Source organism: Bacteroides sp. OF03-11BH (assembly GCF_003604005.1).
Lineage (GTDB): Bacteria > Bacteroidota > Bacteroidia > Bacteroidales > Bacteroidaceae > Bacteroides > Bacteroides ovatus.
In genome coordinates this window covers 1-23657 of sequence record NZ_QTMW01000046.1, presented here as the reverse complement: position 1 = coordinate 23657, position 23657 = coordinate 1, and the positions used below count along the sequence as shown (strand labels likewise).

15 protein-coding genes are annotated in these 23657 nt (G+C 44.3%); 3 read left to right on the top strand and 12 right to left on the bottom strand.

The genetic code is table 11. The features are described 5' to 3' along the window. Positions 1 to 166 precede the first annotated feature (166 nt). The 3 genes from DXA54_RS22860 to DXA54_RS22850 all read right to left on the bottom strand — a co-directional run bounded on the left by DXA54_RS22860 (position 167) and on the right by DXA54_RS22850 (position 6369). Complete coding sequence (locus DXA54_RS22860; RefSeq protein WP_004298244.1) at positions 167 to 769, bottom strand: ribonuclease HII; 603 nt, start codon at positions 767 to 769, stop codon at positions 167 to 169. Between the two features lie 90 nt (positions 770 to 859). Then, positions 860 to 3064, bottom strand: coding sequence for a sodium-translocating pyrophosphatase (locus DXA54_RS22855; protein WP_120080746.1), 2205 nt, complete (start codon positions 3062 to 3064; stop codon positions 860 to 862). Positions 3065 to 3540: 476 nt separating this feature from the next. Continuing rightward, positions 3541 to 6369 carry a two-component regulator propeller domain-containing protein gene (locus tag DXA54_RS22850; protein WP_120080744.1) on the bottom strand — a complete coding sequence of 943 codons (2829 nt, stop codon included), beginning with the start codon at positions 6367 to 6369 and terminating at the stop codon, positions 3541 to 3543. A 242-nt stretch (positions 6370 to 6611) separates the two neighbouring features. Between DXA54_RS22850 and DXA54_RS22845 the strand changes: the two genes are divergently transcribed. Both DXA54_RS22845 and DXA54_RS22840 read left to right on the top strand, forming a co-directional pair. Continuing rightward, on the top strand, positions 6612 to 8981 hold the full coding sequence (locus DXA54_RS22845) for a TonB-dependent receptor (protein WP_120080742.1): 2370 nt from the start codon (positions 6612 to 6614) through the stop codon (positions 8979 to 8981). Positions 8982 to 9063: 82 nt separating this feature from the next. Further along, complete coding sequence (locus tag DXA54_RS22840; RefSeq protein ID WP_008776064.1) at positions 9064 to 11253, top strand: alpha-galactosidase; 2190 nt, start codon at positions 9064 to 9066, stop codon at positions 11251 to 11253. Positions 11254 to 11630: 377 nt separating this feature from the next. Here DXA54_RS22840 and DXA54_RS22835 read toward each other — a convergent pair whose 3' ends face one another. The 8 genes from DXA54_RS22835 to rimP all read right to left on the bottom strand — a co-directional run bounded on the left by DXA54_RS22835 (position 11631) and on the right by rimP (position 22169). Next, the gene (locus DXA54_RS22835; RefSeq protein ID WP_008776065.1) at positions 11631 to 12842 is read right to left on the bottom strand and encodes an aminotransferase class V-fold PLP-dependent enzyme; all 1212 of its coding nucleotides are present in this window, start codon (positions 12840 to 12842) and stop codon (positions 11631 to 11633) included. Positions 12843 to 12861: 19 nt separating this feature from the next. Further along, complete coding sequence (gene sufD, locus DXA54_RS22830) at positions 12862 to 14205, bottom strand: Fe-S cluster assembly protein SufD (RefSeq protein WP_008649179.1); 1344 nt, start codon at positions 14203 to 14205, stop codon at positions 12862 to 12864. A gap of 13 nt (positions 14206 to 14218) precedes the next feature. Then, positions 14219 to 14971: a Fe-S cluster assembly ATPase SufC gene (gene sufC, locus DXA54_RS22825; RefSeq protein ID WP_004298251.1), complete on the bottom strand. Its 753-nt coding sequence runs from the start codon at positions 14969 to 14971 to the stop codon at positions 14219 to 14221. Positions 14972 to 15013: 42 nt separating this feature from the next. Next, positions 15014 to 16492, bottom strand: coding sequence for a Fe-S cluster assembly protein SufB (gene sufB, locus DXA54_RS22820; RefSeq protein ID WP_008776067.1), 1479 nt, complete (start codon positions 16490 to 16492; stop codon positions 15014 to 15016). Position 16493: 1 nt separating this feature from the next. Continuing rightward, a complete protein-coding gene (locus DXA54_RS22815; protein ID WP_008776068.1) occupies positions 16494 to 17027 on the bottom strand; it encodes a CvpA family protein in 534 nt (177 codons plus the stop codon). A 186-nt stretch (positions 17028 to 17213) separates the two neighbouring features. Beyond that, positions 17214 to 20312 (bottom strand): translation initiation factor IF-2, encoded by a 3099-nt coding sequence (gene infB, locus DXA54_RS22810; RefSeq protein WP_008776069.1) that lies wholly within the window; start codon positions 20310 to 20312, stop codon positions 17214 to 17216. Positions 20313 to 20403: 91 nt separating this feature from the next. Beyond that, positions 20404 to 21699, bottom strand: a complete 1296-nt coding sequence (gene nusA / locus DXA54_RS22805; RefSeq protein WP_004298255.1) for a transcription termination factor NusA — start codon at positions 21697 to 21699, stop codon at positions 20404 to 20406. A 2-nt stretch (positions 21700 to 21701) separates the two neighbouring features. Further along, positions 21702 to 22169: a ribosome assembly cofactor RimP gene (rimP, locus tag DXA54_RS22800; protein ID WP_004298256.1), complete on the bottom strand. Its 468-nt coding sequence runs from the start codon at positions 22167 to 22169 to the stop codon at positions 21702 to 21704. 172 nt (positions 22170 to 22341) lie between these two features. Between rimP and DXA54_RS22795 the strand changes: the two genes are divergently transcribed. Further along, entirely contained in the window at positions 22342 to 22737 is a 396-nt protein-coding gene (locus tag DXA54_RS22795; RefSeq protein ID WP_004298257.1) for a hypothetical protein, read from the top strand. 124 nt (positions 22738 to 22861) lie between these two features. On the opposite strand, the gene DXA54_RS22790 is transcribed toward DXA54_RS22795, so the two are convergent. Then, positions 22862 to 23560 (bottom strand): SprT family zinc-dependent metalloprotease, encoded by a 699-nt coding sequence (locus DXA54_RS22790; RefSeq protein ID WP_008649174.1) that lies wholly within the window; start codon positions 23558 to 23560, stop codon positions 22862 to 22864. Between the last annotated feature and the right edge of the window lie 97 nt (positions 23561 to 23657).

The following is a 23657-nucleotide window of genomic DNA, read 5'->3' as shown; positions in this document are numbered from 1 at the left end:
TAATTCTTATTATTGTTCGCAAAGATATAGCATTTCAATAACAAATAAAAGCACTAGGCAACACTTTTTTAGCCTAAACGGAACAATTTCACGGTTATCCGTAACAAAATCGTGCTTATTCTGCAAAAAAATGTAGAAAATGTGTGTAAAATGAAACAAAGCGACTTTAGAAGCTCAAAGTCAACTGGCCATCTCCCAACAGATTGAACGTCATGCGATGGTAAGGAGTAGTGCCACGTTCGGCAATGGCGGCACGATGTTTTTTAGTTGGATAACCTTTATTGTGGTCCCAGTCATAATATGGAAATTCTTCGTGAAGACGGTTCATATAATCGTCTCGATATGTTTTGGCTAAAATTGAAGCTGCTGCTATCGAAAGATATTTCCCGTCTCCTTTCACTACTGTAGTATGGGGAACACCGGGGTATTTAGTGAAACGATTACCGTCGATCAGTAAATGTTGGGGACGGGTGGTCAACTGATCCACTGCACGATGCATCGCCAGAAAAGAAGCCCGCAGGATATTTATTTCATCAATTTCTTCCGGTGACACAATGCCAACCGCCCAAGCAATCGCTTCTTTCTCTATTACCTCGCGTAATGCATAACGTTGCTTTTCCGTCAGTTGTTTGGAATCATTCAACAGTTCATTTTTAAAATCTTTCGGAAGAATAACTGCAGCAGCATAAACCGCTCCCGCCAAACATCCACGACCGGCCTCATCACATCCGGCTTCAATCAGATTCTCGTTCAAATAAGGTAATAACATATTTATCGCTTCTATTTTGATACAAAGGTAATTCAAATTAAAAAAGGAGACTTGTATTGTCTCCTTTTTCTTACTTTCCCTTCTGCTTTTTTAGAATAAATTCCAGGCCACAGTAAGTCCTGCCATCACAATGGCCACCATACTCATAAGTTTTATCAAAATATTCAAACTCGGACCGGAGGTATCTTTAAACGGATCACCTACTGTATCTCCTACTACGGTTGCTTTATGCACTTCACCGCCTTTTCCACCAAAGTTACCTTCTTCCACATATTTCTTTGCGTTATCCCATGCACCTCCAGCGTTAGCCATAAAGATAGCTAATACGAAACCACTGCTCAAACCACCAATCAGTAGGCCGAGTACGCCGGGAACGCCAAAGATAAATCCTGTAAGAATCGGAGCAATAATAGCAATCAAGGAAGGAATAACCATCTCACGCTGCGCACCCTTTGTCGATATTTCAACACAACGTTCGTAATCCGGCTCGGCTTCTCCAGTCAGAATACCCTTTATGTCACGGAACTGGCGACGCACTTCGTCAACCATGTGACCTGCCGCACGTCCTACTGCATTCATTGTCAAACCACAAAACAGAAAAGCCATCATTGAACCGAGGAACATGCCCGAAAGTACTTTTGGATTCATCAAGTGTACTTCGTAATAATCCATGAAGTCGATAAAAGTGGCATTTGCTATGCTGATAGAACTTCCATCTGCAAAAGTCAGGTCTACATTACCAAGACGTGTCAGACCGATTCGGATTTCTTCAATATAAGAAGCCAGCAAAGCCAGACCTGTCAGCGCAGCGGAACCGATTGCAAAACCTTTTCCCGTGGCGGCAGTTGTGTTACCCAATGAATCGAGCGCATCAGTACGTTTGCGAACTTCAGCACCCAGGCCGGACATTTCCGCATTACCTCCCGCATTATCCGCAATCGGACCGTAAGCATCCGTTGCCAATGTGATACCTAAGGTAGAAAGCATACCAACAGCTGCAATACCGATGCCATACAATCCCATGCCTACATTACCGAAATCACCTGCGGAAGCCAACAGATAGGAGGCAATGATACCAATCACTACTGCAACTACAGGAATAGCTGTAGAAAGCATACCCAAACCAATACCGGAAATAATGACGGTAGCAGGACCAGTCTTACCGCTTTCACTTAGTTTCTGGGTAGGACGATAAGATTGAGAAGTATAATATTCCGTAGAACGTCCGATGACAATACCTACTACCAGTCCGACTACTACGGCACAAGAAATCCAAATCCAGTTATCTAGTTGCAAGAGCCACAGGATTAAGAATGTAGCTGCAACAATAAGCACGGAACTAAGGTTCGTACCGAAAGCCAATGAACCGAGCAAGTCTTTCATGGTCGCATTCTCTTTAGTACGGACAGCGAATATCCCTATAATAGAAAGGATAATGCCAACAGCTGCAATCAACATCGGAGCAATAACTGCCTTGAATTGCATCACTGTATCTGCCGAATGGATAAAAGCAGCAGCACCCAGTGCAGCTGTTGCCAGAATCGAGCCACAGTAAGATTCATATAAATCGGCTCCCATACCGGCCACGTCACCTACATTGTCACCTACATTATCGGCAATAGTAGCAGGATTACGAGGGTCATCTTCCGGAATTCCGGCTTCTACTTTACCTACCAAGTCGGCTCCAACATCGGCTGCCTTCGTATAGATACCACCACCTACACGGGCAAAGAGTGCTTGCGTAGAAGCACCCATACCGAAAGTCAGCATGGTAGTAGTAATCACACAGAGTTTATGAGTAGGTGTCAGCGCATCAGCAGGAATCACTGCATTCAACAACAGATACCAGAAAGATATATCGAGCAATCCCAGGCCAACTACAACTAATCCCATCACCGCGCCGCTTCGGAAAGCAATCCTCAACCCTGCATTCAGAGAATTACGGGCGGCATTAGCGGTACGAGCCGACGCATAAGTCGCCGTCTTCATCCCTAAAAATCCGGAAAGCCCGGAGAAAAATCCGCCTGTAAGAAAAGCAACGGGAACCCATGCGTTCTGTACATGAAAGCCATAGGCCATAATTGAAAACAAAATAACCAATCCCAAGAATACCCAACCTACTATTTTGTATTGCTGTTTCAGATAAGACATAGCTCCTTTGCGCACAGCAGCAGCTATCTTTATCATTTGGGGTGTACCTTCGCTCTCTTTCATCATTTGCTTATGAAAGTAATAAGCAAAGCAGAGGGCTAACACGGAAGCGACTGGAACCAGCCAGAAAAGAATGTTGTCCATAGGATCAATTTTTAAAGGGTTTACGGAGGCTAAAAGTATGGAAATCAAATGAAATAAGCAAGTAAAAAAGAAAGAATTTATAAAGCTGAATTATTCTATCTTTTAATCTCTTTAAACAAAATGGGCACACTGTAGTTATTTACTTCATTCCCTCATTTCTATACGGAAATGAACTAATTTCGAGCTTGTGCAGATTTATTTTTGATACCTAATGGGGTTATGGCTAATGATACATGAATTTATTCGTCTGACAGCTGTTTCTTTTTCGTCTGACAATTGTCAGACGAAAGAACAACAATTGCCAGACGAAAGTTCAACAACTGTCAGACGAATAAATCTATATATGATGAATATTAAATCATCGCATATTACCAATTAAATCTTAGAAGAACTAAGATTAGTCCATTCCAGTACCGAAAGGAGCTAAAACCTGTTCACCACCCCATGATAAAATAACGAATAATAGCCCATAGTTACTAACCCTCTGCCATTCTCTGCTTATTTTGTTGGGCAAACTCTGTAGGAGTAACTCCGAATTGCTTCTGAAATATCTTTGCGAAGTAAGAAGGCGACTGGAAACCTACTCTGTCAGAGATTTCGTTGATGCGCAATTCTCCCTCCTGCAATAGTTCTGCCGCACGTTTTAATCGGATGATACGGATAAAGTCGAGTGAAGAAAGATCGGTCAGCGCCTTAATCTTACGATGCAGGCTGGAGCGGGACATATTCATGGCTGCAGCCAATGCTTCCACATTATAATTGGCGTCGGAAAGATTCTCACGCACTTTGGCTATCAGTTGGGACATCAGTTGTTCATCAGCCCGTGACATCGCACCCCCTTGCGGAGTACAAGCTCCGTAAGTGATCTGATTAATAAACATCTCATGCGTACGATGGGATTCACGCTCACGCGCCAGTTCTGCCAATAATTGCTGCTCACGGATCTTTTGTACTTCCCGGCGGCGATAGGTGCGAAGAGTCAAGACAAAGCTGCCGGACACTACAATGATATAGATAAGGTAAGCCCACACTGTACGCCACCAAGGTGGAAGAATACGCACTGATAAAGTAGCTTCTTCCTGATTCCAGACACCATTATTATTACTGCCCCGCACACGGAACAGGTAGTCTCCCGGCGGGAGCTGGGCATAAGACGCTGTATGCACATCAGATGTATAATTCCAGTCATTATCTATCCCTTCCATTTTGTAGGCATAGCGATTTGCACCCGGTGAGGTATAACTTAAAGCAACAAAATCAAAGCTGACGTTAGAACGGTAAGGCAGTTGCACACCATCCGCCGTGAAAGGAGTTTCACGTCCCTGCACGTACATTCCGGTGATATAGACTGGAGGCACAAAAGTATTCGGATGGACAATTTGCGGATTAAAAGAGACCAATCCATTGATAGTTCCCATCCAAATAGTACCATCAGAGGCAGCCAAGGCCGATTTATAGTTAAACTGGTTATCAGGTAACCCGTCATTTCGGTTGAAAACTTGCAGGCTGTCTGTTTCCGGATAAAGACAAACCAGTCCACGGTCTGTTCCGAACCAGATACGATGTTGCCGGTCTTCCACGACTTTATATGTTACGTTGTCCGGAAGCCCGTCCGCTTTGGTGTATGTCCTGAATCTTCCGGTTTCGGGGTTAAAACGCAACAATCCACCCCGGTCTGTAGAAAACCAGATAAAGCCTTTACTATCCTCCGAAATACCTGTCACTTCATTCGTTCCGATAGAAGTGCTGTCCCCCGGTATACATTTATAGCTGACCATCTGATCTGTCTGCGGATGATACCGGAATATTCCACTACCCATCGTTGCCACCCATATATTGCCGGATTTATCTTCGAGAATATCACGCATATAAGCATACCCGAATTGCTCCATTTTCTCAAAAGTCTGTCCTTTGTCGGCCGAACGGAAGATGTTCCAGCCATCCCCCAACCAGATTGCTCCCCCACGATCGCGGTAAAGGGCAAACACGGAACCTTCACTGATACCAAGTTGTGCGGGATAGAACGTCTGAACCTGATCTTGAGGAACAATCAGGTCGATGCCCCCTTTAAAGTAACCTGCGCCAACCAAATCATCCGAAGCGAACAGGCTTAATACATTCTGACGGTCAGGCGACTGGGGAATTTTAGTGAAAGTCTGTGTTCCCGGATTCCAGTAGCAAACACCGCCATCCTGTGTACTAACCCACACCACTCCGTCTTTTCCTTCCGCCAATTCACTGATGCGTCGTCCGCTGACTGTACCGGGCGCTCCCGGAAGATAAACCGAAAAATCGAGCGTACGTACAGGCAGATAGCTGGCTCCTCCAAATTGCGTACAGATCCAGGTTCCCCCTTCACGATCACGATAAATCTTATCGACGATAGCATCTCCAAGCCCATACTTCCCTCCGGCATCGGCAGGAATATGTTGCACACTGTTGTGTTTCTCATTAATCACATAAACGCCATTCTGCGTACCCACCCACAGCTCGTCTCCGAAGCAAACAGCGTAGCGGATAATTTTTCGATGTACTTCGGGCGCAGGGAATATACTCACTTCTCCGGTCTTTTTATTGAACCGTTTCAGTTCCTCTTCATGCACTCCGACAATCAGCTCATCGCCATAATCGCACAGAGTAAAGATGAAATCCCCTTTAAGTGCTTCTGTTGCATAGGGCACAAACTTATCCTGCTCCGGACTGTAACGGTAAATTCCCGCTCCATACGTACCCACCCAGACCGTACCTTCTTTATCTACACAGATAGACTGCGGAAAGTCCTTGCTTTTATCCTTACTGGGACAGGGAATATAGCGGAACAGTTTACCCGTCTCCACCTGATAGCGGAAAACTCCCTGATTCGGTGCATTCACCCAGATATTTCCTGAATGATCTGCCAGAATATCTTCAATCCAGTTGTATCTGATTTGCTCTCCGCTCTCTGTGCGGGCATCAAAGAACGAAAACTTCCCGGTAGCAAGCTCCTGAATATAAACACCATCATCCGTACCTACCCATAATTGACGGTGATTATCCTCAAAAAGAGCGGATATGACCTGATTGCCATGCTGCAAAGTTTCGTCATAGCAGTTATAAAGCTTCATCGACACGCCGTCATAACGATTAAGACCGTTGCGCGTACCCAGCCAGATAAAACCGTAACTATCTTGAATAATGGACTTGACATGACTGTTCGAAAGACCGCTTCCTCCATCTACACGGATAAAGTTATACTGTCCCGTCGCGGCAAAATCCGGAAGGAAAAAACAAATAGAAAGGAGAAAAAGCAGCAATTTCCTTTTCATACACAGATATTAGATAGCGACAAATATAGTTTTTTTTACGCTAAATGCATAGGAAGGATGAAACATTTGTTGCACGGATGGCAATAAATGTCGCACTGCAAAGGGCTATCGCACACTTGAAACATCTCTTGCACATCTTGACAAAAAAGAGTATAGCCACTTGTTTCTCCTCCTCCTATCTTTGCCTTCGTCAAAATGACACAACCGATGTGAACTTCCAAATCTTTAAATGAATACAAGTGATGAAAAAAGTAACCTTTAGTTGCCTTACTCTAGCAACCCTGTTGCAACTGATTCCTTCCAACGGGAATGCAGCGAACATTCAGGTGAACAAGAAAAAGACGAACCGAACCGAAATGAAGCAGGATACGATTCCTGCCAACTCTACTAAAAAAGAATCAGAAGAAGGCGAACGCAATGTGATGCTGAATGCTTCTGACGCCAACAAACCCCGCGAAATTCAAATCGGACTTCCCAGCGAGGACGTTAATGTCTATGAGAATGGACTTCCTGCCGTATATTCCTCTACCGTTCACAAACTTGCCGCTCATTGGCGTAGCGACAGCAGCCTGGGAGAAGTAGGACTTTTATCTCCTTCCGAATCGGCCATCACGACCGGTAATATTGCTTACTCCGTCAACTCATTCAGCAAACTGGGACAAAAGGATTTCCAAGGTATATTAAACTACCGCACCAATCATTTCGGTATGCAGAACTTCGACTTCAATGTTTCAGGAGCCATCAATGACCAATGGCTTTACACGGCAAGCATTTACCAGAACTTCGACCCGGGAAGTTTCGACCTGGAATTTACGAACTATGCAGACCGCACAGAGATTTATCATGCCGGCCTGACCCGTCTCTTCAACAACGGACGCGGCAAAATATCTTTGCTCTACAAACACTCCCGCAGTGAAAATCCGGCCAGCTATACCAATGCAGTTCCTTTTATCTATGTCGGCGACGGCTCGGTCAAAGAGATAGACGGTTTCAAACTGGGAACAAATTCTTATGTTCCGCAGAACGGTTCTTTCCCATACATGGACGTAAGAGACGGAAAGATGAAAACATGGAACTTGGGCAATGGTTCTGAAAACCGTGCCAATGAGATTGCATTGATCTCCGATTATCGTTTCAGGAACGCTCTGCTATGGAAATTCAATCTGAAATATATGGATGCTCCACGTGCCAACTATGTCGACTTCGGAGGCAGCACCATCAGCGAAGTAACCGCCAACGATGGTTTTACGTTATCAAACGGTGATCCGTATGAGGGACTGGCAGAAGGTCGCCGCACCTGGTTGCACGTAGGCAAAGTGAAAAACTTCCTAATCACTTCCGAGCTAAACAAGACCTTTGGCAACCATGATCTGCGTCTGGGAGTGAACGAATGGTATTACCATCTTGATTATTATTCCTCTTCTCTGCAATGGATGGCCACCGTACAGAACTATCCACAGTTGCTGACTTCCACAACTACAAGTTCCCTGGACCCCACCCTGACCGGTCAGCGCGTACAGACATACGGGTACAACGAACTTAGTCCCGAATATACAAAGGGATATGAAAATAAACTCGCCCTTTACTTTACAGACAACTGGCAAGTAACTCCCCAATTCAATATCTATTATGGCGGACGCCTGGAATATTACCGGATGAGTGCCGATCAAATATCCGCTTCCCGTTTCCCGGGTTTCCGCATCGGCGACTTTACCACTTATAGCAAAGAGGAAGAAACAGGAAATATCATTGCCACACAACGCAGCATTCATCCCGCCAAAGTGGTAAAGGATAAACTGAACTATGCCGCCACGCTCCGCGCCGCTTACAACGTAACCGGGCAATTCGGCCTGACTGCCGACGGAACAGTAGCCACCCGCTTCCCACGTATCAACGAATATGCCGGAACAGGTCCTACGGAAGAGCAATACAAACGTGTCACCATACCGTTAATCCGTGGCGGTTTGTTCTACAAGAACAAGTGGATCAACCTCACCTCTATGGTTACCTATATCTCTAAATCTAATAATATTGACCAGCAAAACCTGACGAAACCGGGAACGGAAGAAGGAAAGACCGTATTGCTTATTTATAATATCAAAACACTGGGATGGACCACATCTGCCGAAATCGACCCGTTCAAAGGTTTTCACCTGCACGCTCTGTTCACGTATCAGAAACCTGTTTACAAGAACTATAACGCAAGCGTCACATTCAACGATGGTTCGGAAATGTCTGTCAACGCCAATGGGATGATTGTAAAAGAGATTCCGCAGATTCTTGTCGAACTCGACCCAAGCTATAATATCACGAAGGACTTACGCCTTTGGCTTAGTTTCCGCTATTTCGGCAAGACTTACGCCAATCTCCAGGAAGCCCTCTATTTCAACGGTCGCTGGGAAACTTTCGGGGGGATCAACTGGAATGTAAACAAGCATCTTTCTTTAGGGGCAACAGTCATCAACTTCCTGAATCAGAAGGGGGCCAGCGGAACCATCAACGGTTCGGAACTGATTACCAAAGAAGAAGCTGCCCAGTATGCCGGCAACTATATGAGTGGAAATTATTTACGCCCATTTACCGTAGAATTTAGCGCAAGCATTAAATTCTAGTTCATTCCTGACGAATTATAATTATCTTTGCGGCATTCTATGCCCACAAACTAACTAATACCTAATTAATTATTAAAAAACCATGAAGAAACTTTTCGTATTACTTATGGCATTGTTTACCCTGGCGCAAGTGGACGCCCAGGAAAAGAACGTTATCCGCATCGCAACGGACAACACAGACTTAATTCTCCAAGTAGCTCCTAACGGACGACTCTATCAGGCTTATCTGGGCGATAAGTTACTGAACGAGAAAGACATCAACAACTTTTCTCCTTACGTAAAAGGAGGAAGTGACGGTAGCGTATCCACCCGCGGATGGGAAGTATATCCGGGCTCCGGCGCCGAAGATTATTTTGAACCGGCTGTAGCTATCACGCACAATGACGGGAACCCGAGTACGATTCTCCGCTATATATCCTCCGAGCAGAAGGCAGTGGCGGGCGGAACGGAAACGATTATTCAACTAAAAGATAATCAGTATCCGGTAGAAGTCACACTGCATTACATCGCTTATCCGAAAGAAAACGTCATCAAGACGTGGAGCGAAATCAAACATGCTGAAAAGAAGCCTGTGACCTTATGGCGTTATGCTTCCACCATGCTTTATTTCTCCGGAAACGAATATTACCTGACAGAATTCAGTAGCGATTGGGCAAAAGAAGCACAAATGAGCACACAACCTCTGTTGTTCGGTAAAAAGGTGATCGACACCAAACTGGGAAGCCGTGCTGCCATGCACACCCACCCGTTCTTTGAGCTTGGTTTTGAACAACCGGCACAGGAAGCGCAGGGACGTGCCATGCTAGGTACTATCGGATGGACAGGAAACTTCCAGTTCACTTTCGAAGTGGACAACGTAGGTAACCTCCGTGTAATCCCCGCCATCAATCCTTATGCATCTGATTATGAACTGAAGCCGAATGAAGTGTTTACAACTCCTGAATTCATCTTTACTTTCAGCAACAACGGTACGGGCGAAGCCAGCCGCAACCTTCACGCATGGGCACGCAACTATCAGCTGAAAGACGGACAAGGCGACCGTATGACTTTATTAAACAACTGGGAAAATACTTACTTCAAATTCAATGAGGAACTGCTTGCCGAACTGATGAAGGAAGCTAAACATCTTGGTGTAGATATGTTCCTGCTGGATGACGGCTGGTTTGGCAACAAGCACCCACGCAACAGTGACAATGCCGGACTGGGTGACTGGGAAGTGATGAGATCCAAACTGCCGGGCGGTATTCCTGCCCTTGTACAGTCTGCCAAAGAAGCCGGAGTGAAATTTGGTATCTGGATTGAACCGGAAATGGTTAACCCTAAAAGTGAGTTGTTCGAAAAACATCCCGACTGGGCTATCCAACTGCCTAACCGCGAAACATATTATTACCGTAATCAGCTGGTACTCGATCTTAGCAATCCGAAAGTACAGGACTTTGTATATGGTGTAGTGGATAAGATCCTGACAGAGAATCCGGAAGTGGCTTTCTTTAAATGGGACTGTAACTCTCCAATTACAAATGTTTATTCTCCATATTTAAAAAATAAACAGGGACAGCTTTATATCGACCATGTACGTGGTATATACAATGTATTGAAACGTATCAAAGACAAATATCCAAACGTGCCAATGATGCTCTGCTCCGGCGGTGGCGCCCGTTGCGACTACGAAGCTCTGAAATATTACACAGAATTCTGGTGCAGCGACAACACAGACCCGATAGAACGTCTGTTTATCCAGTGGGGATTCTCACAAATCTTCCCGGCAAAAGCCATGTGTGCACACGTAACCAGCTGGAACAAGAACACAAGCGTGAAGTTCCGTACGGATGTGGCAAGTATGTGCAAACTGGGCTTTGACCTTGGACTGAAGGAACTGAATGCAGACGAACAGACTTACTGCCAGAATGCAGTTGCCAACTGGACGCGTCTGAAAAAAGTGATTCTGGACGGCGATCAATACAGATTGGTTTCTCCCTACGATGGCAATCACATGTCTCTCATGTATGCCTCACCGGATAAGAACAAAGCTGTGCTTTATACCTACGATATCCACCCACGTTTCGGTGAGAAACTGCTCCCGGTAAAACTTCAGGGACTGGATGCGAAGAAAATGTATAAGGTGAAAGAAATCAACCTGATGCCGAATTCCAAATCGAATCTGGCTGCCAATGAGAAAACTTATTCAGGAGATTATCTGATGAAAGTGGGAATCAATGCTTTCACAACAAATCAGGCTTTCAGCCGCGTAATTGAGCTGACTGCTGAATAAAAAGGAAGGAAATAATCGATAAAAAAGGGGGATTCGCTGTTATCAGCGTTTCCCCTTTCTTTTTACATACAATAATATTCAATTCATCTTCAATCGCAACAGCTGTTTCAATGGTTACAACTATTCTATTAGACGGAGGAAGTCTCTAAAAAAGTTGCAGCTACACCGTAACTTTTTACGATATAGCTGCATTAATGTTAAAGAGAGAGAATTTATATAATATAAGCATGGTCTCACGACCCTCCTGATATTCAATGAACATTTTGTTTCTTTACCTATTAGACGCACGAAAGCTCAAATCACTGCACTCGAGGCCCTCTTTTTTTAGTTAAAGAATAAAAAAAGCCGCTACTCCACAGGAATAGCAGCTCATATCTTTAAAACATCTTGCTGACACGTTCAATTCCTGCCACCAAAGTGTCTATTTCCGATTTGGTATTGTACATGGCAAACGAAGCACGTACAGTTCCTTCTATGCCAAGACGTTGCATGAGAGGTTGTGCACAATGATGCCCTGTTCTCACGGCAATACCTAGACGATCCAGCAACGTGCCGAGGTCGAAATGATGGATATCTCCCACCAGGAAAGAAATGACCGCTCCCCGTTCGGCTGCTTCACCGAATATACGTATATGGGGGATTTCTTTCAGACGTTGCAAAGCGTAAGTTGTCAGTTCATGCTCATGGGCGGCTATCTGTTCAATGCCATGTCCGTTCACATAATCAAGGGCTTTTGCCAGTCCGGTAGTTCCGATATAGTCGGGCGTACCGGCTTCAAACTTGAAAGGAAGTTCATTAAAAGTGGTCTTCTCGAAAGAGACATGCTGAATCATCTCTCCTCCTCCCTGATAAGGTGGAAGGCGATCTAACCATTCTTCTTTTCCGTAAAGCACTCCGACACCTGTCGGGCCATATATCTTATGGGCGGAGAATACCAGAAAATCGGCATCCAACTCCTGTACATCCACTTTCATGTGAGGAATAGACTGTGCAGCATCTATCAGGCAAGGTACACCATGCGCATGAGCTGTTGCGATCATCTCCTTCACCGGATTCACTGTACCCAGTACGTTCGATACATGAACTACGCTGACTATTTTCGTACGTTCGGAAAATAGTTTTTCATATTCATCCAGCAGAAGTTCACCTTTATCATTCATCGGAATTACTTTTATGGCAATTCCTTTACGGGCAGCCAACAGTTGCCAGGGAACGATGTTGCTATGATGTTCCATCACGGAAACAATCACTTCATCCCCTTCTTCCATAAACTCGTCGCCGAAGCTGGAAACAAGCAGGTTGATACTTTCTGTTGTTCCGCGTGTAAAGACAACTTCATTCGTGCTATGGGCATTGATAAACTCACGTACCGTTTCACGGGAAGCTTCATGCAGTTCCGTAGCTTGCTGGGAAAGATAATGTACGCCGCGATGCACATTGGCATTGACGGAATAATATTCATCCACCAACGCATCAACCACCAGACGGGGTTTCTGTGTTGTCGCACCGTTGTCGAAATAAACCAAAGGTTTACCGTAAACCGTACGGCTCAATATCGGAAAATCTTCACGTATCTTTTGAATATCCACGTTCATTATTTTTTAGTGGTTACTTACAAATGGCACAACCCTGACATCTATTCAACTCGCCACGGAAACGTTTCTCTACCAATAGATGCAAACGATCTTTCAGCGCTTCCAAACGAATGGTATCGATCACTTCGTTGACAAATGCGAACATCAACAGCAGACGGGCTTCTTTCTCTGCAATACCGCGCGAACGCATGTAGAATAATGCACCTTCATCCAACTGACCTACTGTTGCTCCATGCGAACATTTCACATCATCCGCATAAATCTCCAATTGAGGTTGTGTATACATTCTTGCATCACGCGTAGCACAAAGATTCCGGTTAGTCTGTTGGGAATTCGTATGTTGTGCATCGGGACGCACGAGTACCAATCCGGCAAACGCACCTACCGATTGATCGTCGAGTACATACTTGAACAGCTCATTGCTGGTACAGTTCGGTACGGCATGGTCAATACTTGTATGATTGTCTATATGCTGGTTCTTATCGGCAATTGCCATACCACAGAGGTTTATTTCAGCTCCTTCTCCTGCCAGCAACACTTCGGTCGTGTTGCGGGTAGTACCATTATGCAAAGTCATTCCGTTGAGCAATACATTGCTGTTGGCCTCTTGCTTTACATACAGGTTACTGATACGAACTGTGCTTGTATGTGTTTCTTCCAGTTCATACATATCGAATACCGCATTCTCACCAGCAAATACTTCAATAACTTGTGTCGCCAGGAAGTTCACATTATCCATTGCATGGTCACAAATCAGCAAACGGGCTTGCGCGCCATCCTCCAGGATAATCAGTACGCGACGGTTCACCATAAAGTTAACATCTGCACGCAGGATATTTACCAACTGGATTGTTTTTTCCACCACCACATTCTTCGGCACATAAAAGACAACGCCATCTTGTGCAAAAGCGGTATTGAAAGCAGTCACACCATCTTTAGAGGTATCTGCCAGTTGACCGTAATATTTCTTCACCAATTCCGGGTGTTGCTCGGCCACTTCTTTCAGACTACCGAAAATCACACCTTCCGGCAGATTTCCTGTGGGAAGCGCTCTATTATAAAATGTGTCATTTACCACAAAATACAAGGAGGTACTCATATTCGGCACATCACACTTAAACACTTCATACGGATTGACCGGAATAGCCAAACGATTCAAGTTCAAACCGAAATCCGGTTCAAAGTACTTGCTCACATCCGTATATTTGTACTTCTCCATCTTACGGGTCGGAAATCCGAGTCGCTCAAAATCGGCAAATGCTGACGCACGAGGCGCATTCAGCACTTCGGCACTATGCTTACAGATCATCGCTTCCGTCTGTGAGAAAAGTTCTATATATTGTTGTTCAACCATCATCGTTTTATATTTGTCATTCTCCTACTTCTTTCTTGATCCAATCGTATCCTTTTTCTTCCAGTTCCAGAGCAAGTTCCGGTCCGGCAGTTTTTACGATACGACCTTTATAAAGGACATGCACAATATCAGGCTTGATATAATCGAGCAAACGTTGGTAGTGGGTAATAACGATTGTACTTGTTTCAGGAGTTTTCAGCTTGTTCACTCCTTCCGCAACAATACGGAGCGCATCAATATCCAAACCGGAGTCTGTCTCGTCGAGGATGCTCAAACGCGGTTCCAGCATAGCCATCTGGAAAATCTCGTTCCGTTTCTTCTCACCACCGGAAAAGCCTTCATTCACCGAACGGTTAGCCAGTTTATTATCCAACTCTACCACCGCACGTTTCTCACGCATCAGCTTCAGAAACTCACTGGCGGTCAGTGCAGGCAGACCTTTATATTTACGTTGCTCATTCACAGCAGCACGCATAAAGTTCACCATGCTCACACCCGGGATTTCCACCGGATACTGGAAACTAAGGAAGATTCCTTCATGGCTACGATCTTCGGGGCTCAACTCCAACAGATCCTTTCCATAAAAAGTGACCGAACCTTTTGTTACCTCAAAAGCCGGATTACCCACCAATACGGAGGAAAGCGTACTTTTACCGGAACCATTCGGTCCCATAATAGCGTGCACCTCACCGGGATTCACCGTCAGGTTAATACCTTTCAATATCTCTTTGCCATTAATGCTGGCATGCAGGTCTTTTATTTCTAACATGATATATTTACGATTTTACGATTTACTATTAAAAAGTCAACATCACCCCACGCTTCCTTCCAATGAGATGGTAAGCAGCTTCTGTGCTTCTACCGCAAACTCCATCGGAAGTTTATTCAACACTTCCTTTGCATATCCGTTCACAATAAGTCCGATAGCATCTTCTGTCGGAATACCGCGCTGGTTGCAATAAAATATCTGGTCTTCACTAATCTTGCTTGTCGTAGCTTCATGTTCTACCACTGCCGTCTCATTGTGAATATCCATATACGGGAAGGTATGTGCACCACACTTATCTCCCAGCAACAGAGAGTCACACTGGCTATAATTACGGGCATTATCCGCTTTCTCGGCCACGCGTACCAACCCACGATAGGAGTTCTCACTATGTCCGGCAGAAATGCCTTTACTTACAATCGTACTACGAGTGTTCTTACCCAGATGAATCATCTTCGTTCCGGTATCTGCCTGCTGATAGTTGTTCGTTACAGCTACGGAATAGAATTCAGCGGTCGAGTTATCGCCCGTCAGGATACAGGAAGGATATTTCCAGGTGATTGCCGAACCGGTTTCCACTTGTGTCCAGGATAATTTACTGTCCACTCCTTTACAGTTACCGCGTTTAGTCACAAAGTTGTATACACCGCCCTTGCCTTCTGCATCTCCCGGATACCAGTTCTGAACGGTACTGTATTTTACTTCTGCACGGTCGTGCACAATGATCTCAACGATAGCGGCATGCAGCTGATTTTCATCCCGCATCGGAGCCGTACATCCTTCCAGATAAGAAACATACGAATCATCATCCGCTACAATCAGCGTACGCTCAAACTGTCCCGTGTTACGGGCATTGATACGGAAATAAGTGGAAAGCTCCATCGGGCAACGTACTCCTTTCGGAATATACACGAAAGAGCCGTCAGAGAACACTGCGGAATTCAACGCTGCAAAGAAATTGTCCCGATAACCTACTACCGAGCCCATATATTTCTTCACCAAATCCGGATGCTCCCGCACGGCTTCACTGAACGAGCAGAATATAATTCCTTTCTCCATCAGCGTTTCCTTGAAGGTAGTCTTTACGGAAACAGAGTCCATAACGGCATCCACTGCCATTCCACTAAGAGCCATTTGCTCTTCCAAAGGAATTCCCAGTTTATTAAACGTCTTTATCAGTTCAGGATCGACTTCCTCTATGCTCTTCGGTCCTTCTTTCTTCTTTGTCGGATCGGCATAATAAGAAATCGCCTGATAATCAATTTCAGGGATACGGAGATGTGCCCAGGTAGGCATTTCCAGCGTCAGCCAATGGCGATACGCTTTCAGTCGAAACTCCAGCAACCACTCCGGTTCGTCCTTTTTCGATGAAATCAGACGAATGACATCTTCATTAAGTCCACGCTCAATGATGTCCGTATGCACCTCTGTGGTGAAACCGTATTTATATTTCTCCTCCGCAAATTTCCGGACAAACTCATTATCAGTCTTCTTTTCAAGTTCGTCTTTCTGATTGGGTTTCATTTTATTGGGTTCTTGTTGCATCTTTATCTTTATTCTCTAATATATATTGTTGCGTCATATTCTTCGCAGCAGGGAAAAAGATCCCCGCAAACGTTTCCATCGGATAATATAACAAAGATTCTTCCTTTTTTGTTGCACTAATTAACTTATTATCGCTGTCCACAAACTCTATCGCACCAATCACTACACTCGTTAACAACAGAAACTTAAGTGCTCCCAGCCCACTTCCTAACCAGCGATTCAACCAGTTCAACGAAATAGCCTGCATTGCTTTTGTCAATAGCGAGGCAATCAATACAAAGATCAATGGTACGGCAATCCAGATCATGATAAAAGCCAACACTTGCGCAACTGTCATTGAATCCGTCACTGTCGGGCAAAGCTTTTCCGCCAAAGAAGCATACAGAGCTTTCGCTGCCAACAGACCGACTATTAACCCCAAAATAGAAGCCAACTGACGAATGAAGCCTTTTACAAAACCTACAATCGCTCCGGCGCCTATTACAATAAGGATAATTATATCAATCGTTGCCACATTTATTATGTTATAAGCTATAAACCAATAAGTCGTATATAAGCTGATTATAATGAGAAGGTGCCGAATGATAAAAAATAAGGTGGTAAGGTGGTGTTCTGCAAACAGTACCACATTACCACCTCTTTATCAATCATGACCTCTGCTATATTATAACATTATAATACACTTATAACCTTACTATATTTACAGCGTCTGTTTCACTTCTATTTCTTCGAATGTCTCGATCATATCGCCTACCTTCATGTCGTTGCAGTTCACCAGACTGATACCACACTCGAAGTTTGTACCTACTTCCTTCACATCGTCCTTGAAGCGTTTCAATGCGTTGATGTTTCCGGTAAAGATTACGATACCATCGCGGATCAAACGAGCCTTGTCGCTGCGTTTCACCTTTCCGGTCTTCACCATTGCTCCGGCTACAAGACCGACTTTCGTAATATTGAATACTTCGCGGATTTCGATGGTTGCAGTAATCTGTTCCTTTACTTCCGGAGCCAACATACCTTCCATAGCAGCCTTTACCTCTTCGATTGCATCGTAGATGACAGAATACTTACGGATGTCAACACCCTCTTGGTCGGCCATCTTACCGGCAGCACCCGAAGGACGTACCTGGAATCCGACAATAATCGCATCCGAAGCAGCAGCCAGAGAAACATCAGATTCAGAAATTGCTCCCACACCCTTATGGATAACATTTACCTGAATTTGTTCCGTAGACAACTTAATCAACGAATCGCTCAACGCTTCCACAGAACCATCCACGTCACCCTTAACGATGATGTTCAATTCCTGGAAGTTACCCAAAGCAATACGACGACCCAATTCATCCAATGTAAGGATCTTCTGCGTACGCAAACCTTGTTCACGAGCCAGCTGCTCACGTTTATTAGTGATCTCACGAGCTTCCTGATCGCTTTCGACTACATGGAATGTGTCACCTGCGGCAGGAGCACCATTCAATCCCAGAATCAATGCCGGTTCGGAAGGTCCTGCTTCCTTGACGCGTTGGTTACGTTCGTTGAACATAGCCTTCACACGTCCGTAGCTGGTTCCCGCCAATACGATGTCTCCTACTTTCAAAGTACCGTTAGATACCAATACAGTAGCTACATATCCGCGTCCCTTATCCAGTGAAGATTCGATGATGGAACCCGTAGCATTACGGTTCGGATTTGCCTTCAGGTCGAGCATTTCCGCTTCGAGCAATACTTTTTCCAGCAAGTCTTCCACACCCATACCTTTCTTGGCAGAGATATCTTGTGACTGATATTTACCACCCCATTCTTCAACAAGGTAATTCATTGCAGCCAGTTCTTCTTTAATCTTATCCGGATTTGCAGTCGGTTTATCTACCTTATTGATTGCAAATACAATAGGTACACCGGCAGCCATCGCGTGATTGATCGCTTCTTTCGTCTGTGGCATCACGTTATCATCGGCAGCCACAATAATGATAGCAATATCCGTTACTTTGGCACCACGTGCACGCATAGCGGTAAACGCTTCGTGACCCGGAGTATCGAGGAATGTAATACGACGACCGTCTTCCAATTGCACGTTATAAGCACCGATATGCTGGGTAATACCTCCGGCCTCACCGGCAATTACATTCGCCTTACGGATATAGTCAAGCAAAGAAGTCTTACCGTGGTCAACGTGTCCCATCACCGTTACAATCGGAGCGCGCGGTTGCAAATCTTCCGGAGCATCTTCTTCTTCAACGATAGCTTGTGCCACTTCCGCACTTACATATTCAGTCTTGAATCCGAATTCTTCAGCCACCAGATTGATGGTTTCAGCATCCAAACGCTGGTTGATGGAAACCATGATACCAATACTCATACAAGTAGCGATAACCTGGTTAACAGAAACATCCATCATCGTTGCCAATTCGTTAGCCGTAACGAACTCGGTCAACTTCAATACCTTGCTGTCTGCCATTTCCTGATCTTCCAGTTCCTGCATACGGTTGGAAGCCATTTCACGTTTCTCTTTACGGTATTTGGACGTTTTATTCTTACCTTTGGTTGTCAGACGTGCAAGGGTTTCTTTTACCTGTTTTGCTACGTCTTCCTCGCTCACTTCCTGTTTGATAACCGGTTTCTTGAAGCGATCTTTATTGTTGTTATTTCTTCTGTTGTTATTTCCCTGTCCATTGGCCTGGCCACCCTGACCGTTACTATTGCCGCCTTTACCCTGTACATTAGGTCTTGGAGCAGCAAAGTTGGAGGTTGCAACATTGTTAACGTCCACCTTCTCTTTATTGATACGGTTACGTTTCTTCTTGTTAGCAGCCGCTTCCGCACTGTCCTTAGGTCCGCTCTTCGCCAATTTAGAATCATCCTTACGGATTTCCTTGATGATAGCTTCCTTCATCAACTTCTTCTGATCCTGACGGATTTTTTCCTTTTCTTCACGTTCGCGACGTTTCTCTTCCTTCGATTTCTTCTTGGGACGAGTAGACTGATTCAATGCAGCCAAGTCGATCTGACCGATCACATTAATCTTTGCGCCTAATTCCGGTTGACGGATTTTGAAAACACCATCATCCTCCGGAGCCTTTTCCGCTACCGGGGTTACTTCAGCCTGTGCAGTTTCCACCTTTTCTTCTTCTTTATGTTCTTCCGCCTTCACAGGTGCAGCTACTACTACCTTCGGCTCTTCTTTTTTCACTTCTTCTACTACTTTTTCAACTTCTACCGGCTTCGTCTCCACTACAGGTTCCGGCACTACTACGGGTTCAACCACCACTGGAGTAGGCTCTACTACAGAAACAGGAGGTGTCACCACCTCTTCCTCCTTCACCTCGGGTTCTCTCTTCTCGGGCTCCTTTTTCACTTCGGGTTTAACGACAGGCCGTTCCACAACCGGTTCTTCCTGTTTCTGTTCCGGTTCTTTCTCTACCTTTTCAGGTTTACGACCGTTCAATTTATCCAAATCTATTTTTCCGACAGGTTTAAACTTCGGACGTGCATCCTCAGGTACGACTGTCTTAATCACATCTTCCGACTTCGGTTTTTCGGGCTGCTTTTCGAAGCCCTCAATCGATACCGACGCCTTATTACGTTCCTTATTCTGACGTTCCTGTATGAAACGCTCCGATTCAAGTCTAAGGTTCTTATCTGTACTAAACTCCTTTACGAGTATAGCGTATTGCTCCTCGCTAATTTTAGTATTAGGATTAGCCTCAACGGTATGCCCTTTCTTTTGCAGGAACTCAACTACCGTCGCGATTCCTACGTTCAAATCTCTTGTAACTTTGTTTAACCTTATCGTCATATTTTAAAATTAATGAATAAATGGAGCTTGTTTAATTGAAAATTGAGAATTAAGAAATAAAAGTCTGCTGCATTATATTGTATCGCAACTTTTAATCTTTAATTTCATCTTTATTTTCAATTGAAGGATCTTCTTCTTCAAACTCCGATTTCAAAATGCGTATTACCTCGTCCACTGTCTCTTCTTCCAAGTCCGTCTTTTCAATCAACATCTCACGAGGAGCATTCAACACAGCCTTCGCTGTATCGATGCCGATAGCTTTGATAGCGTCGATCACCCATCCGTCGATTTCGTCTCTAAACTCGTCGAGATAGATATCTTCGTCAGCTACATTCTCATCCAACTCACGGAACACGTCGATAGTGTACTCAGTTAACATACTGGCCAGTTTGATATTCAAACCGCCTTTACCGATAGCCAGCGAAACTTCTTCCGGTTTGAGGAATACCTCTGCTTTCTTCTCTTCCTCGTTCAGACGAATAGAAGAAATCTTAGCCGGGCTTAAAGCGCGCTGTATAAACAATGAAATGTTCGATGTATAATTGATTACGTCGATGTTCTCATTGCGAAGTTCACGAACAATGCCATGAATACGACTTCCCTTTACACCTACACAGGCTCCTACAGGGTCGATTCTGTCATCGTAAGATTCCACCGCGATCTTGGCACGTTCGCCGGGGATACGGGCAATCTTCTTGATGGTAATCAAACCATCATTAATTTCGGGTACTTCCATCTCGAACAGGCGTTGCAGGAAAACGGGAGAAGTACGTGACAAGATAATCTTAGGATTATTATTCTTGTTATCCACGCGGGCAACTACTGCACGGGCCGTTTCACCTTTACGATAAAAGTCGCTCGGAATTTGTTCGGTCTTAGGTAACAGCAATTCGTTTCCTTCATCGTCTAAAAGCAACATCTCTTTTTTCCAGATCTGATATACTTCTGCATTGATGATAGTACCTACCTTATCTATATATTTATTATAAATACTGTCTTTTTCGAGTTCCAGAATCTTGGAAGCCAGTGTCTGGCGAAGATTCAGGATCGCACGACGTCCGAACTTGGCAAAGATAACCTCGTCAGTCACCTCTTCACCTTCTTCGTAAGAAGCATCAATTTTCTGTGCTTCGCTCAACGAAATCTGCATATTCGGGTTAGTCAAATCTTCATCGGCCACAACTTCACGGTTACGCCATATCTCGAAGTCACCCTTGTCCGGGTTCACGATTACGTCGTAATTTTCATCGGTGCCAAACATTTTCGCGATTACGCTACGGAACGACTCTTCGAGTACGCTAACCATCGTCGTTCTATCGATATTCTTCAGTTCCTTAAATTCCGAAAATGTATCAATCAAGCTGATTGTTTCTTCTTTTTTGGCCATAACTATTTAAAGCTAATTAAGTATTTAGTATATTTTATTTGCTCATAAGTGAAGGTTTCGTCCTCTTCTACCAATTTCGGGCGCTTTGATCCTTCGGTTTTCACTTTCTTTTGTACGCCTACCGTAAACTTCTCTTCATCGGCATCTTTCAGTATACCGGCCAGCTTCCGTCCGTCTCCGGTCAGCACTTCCACCTCTTGTCCGATGTGGATATAATACTGTTGCAGAACTTTAAAGGGTTGTCCGATCCCAGCCGACCCTACTTCCAGTTCATAATCTTCCTCTTCGCGGTTCAGTTTCGACTCTATGAAGCGACTAAGCTCCACGCAATCTTCAATCCAAACACCTTCTGCATGGTCTATTTCAACCACAATCTTGTCATCCGGGCTCACGGTTACCTCTACTAAAAAGTAGTCTTTTCCTTCCAGCCACTCTTCTACAATCTGACAAACAGTTTTCTTTTCTATCATTTATTAGCTATATAAGAACAAAAAAAGGAGCTTAATTGCCCCTCCACCTTTCATCCGTTTTCGGTTGCAAAGATATAAATAATCTGTTCGACTACAAAACATTAAAGAAAAAAAGTATGAATTAACAGTGCTATATTCGTATCTTTACGCCGTAATTCAAAAAATAACGACTATGGCACATCGTCTCAACACAAATAAACAGTTTATGGTAGGTAACGGAATTCTTGCTTTTGCCGTCATTTTTGTCGTGGTTATTTTTGTCTATATGAGCATGCGGCTACAACGGGAAAAGCAGGAAGAACGTCATTTCATCGAAAGCTATACGATCAGTCTGGTAAAAGGTTTTGCCGGAGATTCTATCTCTTTATTTGTCAACGACAGTCTGATCTCCAACAAAACCATGTCGGAAGAACCTTACACTGTAGAAATAGGACGTTTTGCCGAACAGAGCGCCTTGTTGATTGTAGATAATAACACAGAATTAGTGTCTACGTTTGATCTTAGTGAAAAAGGAGGAACTTATCAGTTCGAAAAAGAATCAGACGGGATTAAACAATTAGCCAAGTAATAAAAGTATTAACTAAGTCTGTGCCACCATATTGGCACAACCATGCCATCGCATTGTCACGACTGTGCCAACGTGTTGACACAAGTGTGCCAACACGATAGCACTATCCTGGCAATAAAGTATTCTAAATCTCCGTACGATACTTTCTCAATTCCCCCCGCAAAGCCAATGCTTTTCCTTCTGTAAATTGATTGAGCAATACCCAAAATCGTTCGCTATGATTCATCTCGCGAGTATGACATAATTCGTGCAGCAACACGTAGTCTATCAAATGAGAAGGTAACAGAACCAGGTAATAGGACAAATTAATATCCTTTCGAGCCGAGCAACTGCCCCATCTGCCCTGACTGGAGTTTATTTTCACACTCGAATAAGGAAGTCCGCATTGCTTGGACAAGGAAGCCAAACGTGAAGGAAGGATACTTTTCGCATTCCGCCTCAACGATTCTTCAATCACCTTATGCAACCAGCTTTGCAGTTTCTCGTCCGTAAAATCCGCATGAGGCGGACAAACAATTTCCATAACCCCCAACCGGGAATTAGCCAAAAACTGATCCTTTTCACCGGACACCAAGGACAACTTAAAGTGTTCCGCATCAATTTTATAGCCCAAATCAATCAATGGCCGGGCTAATTTTTGACGGGAGGCCAGAAGTTTACCACGCAGATTCTCGATTGCCTGCTTCACTTCTTTCAATGTAGTGCCGGGAGGAACTGAAACATAAACAGCATCACTCTTTGTACGAAACACAAGACTCCTCGCACGTGAATTGACACGCACTATCAGACGTCCTAATTCGTCATCTTCTACGATCTTATCCATTATAATCCTCCTATCAACAGCCACAAAAGTAATAAAAAAGAAGATTCCAATGTAAGCGTCTCCGCGATTCTATATAGTGTATTAAAATAAAAAGGCT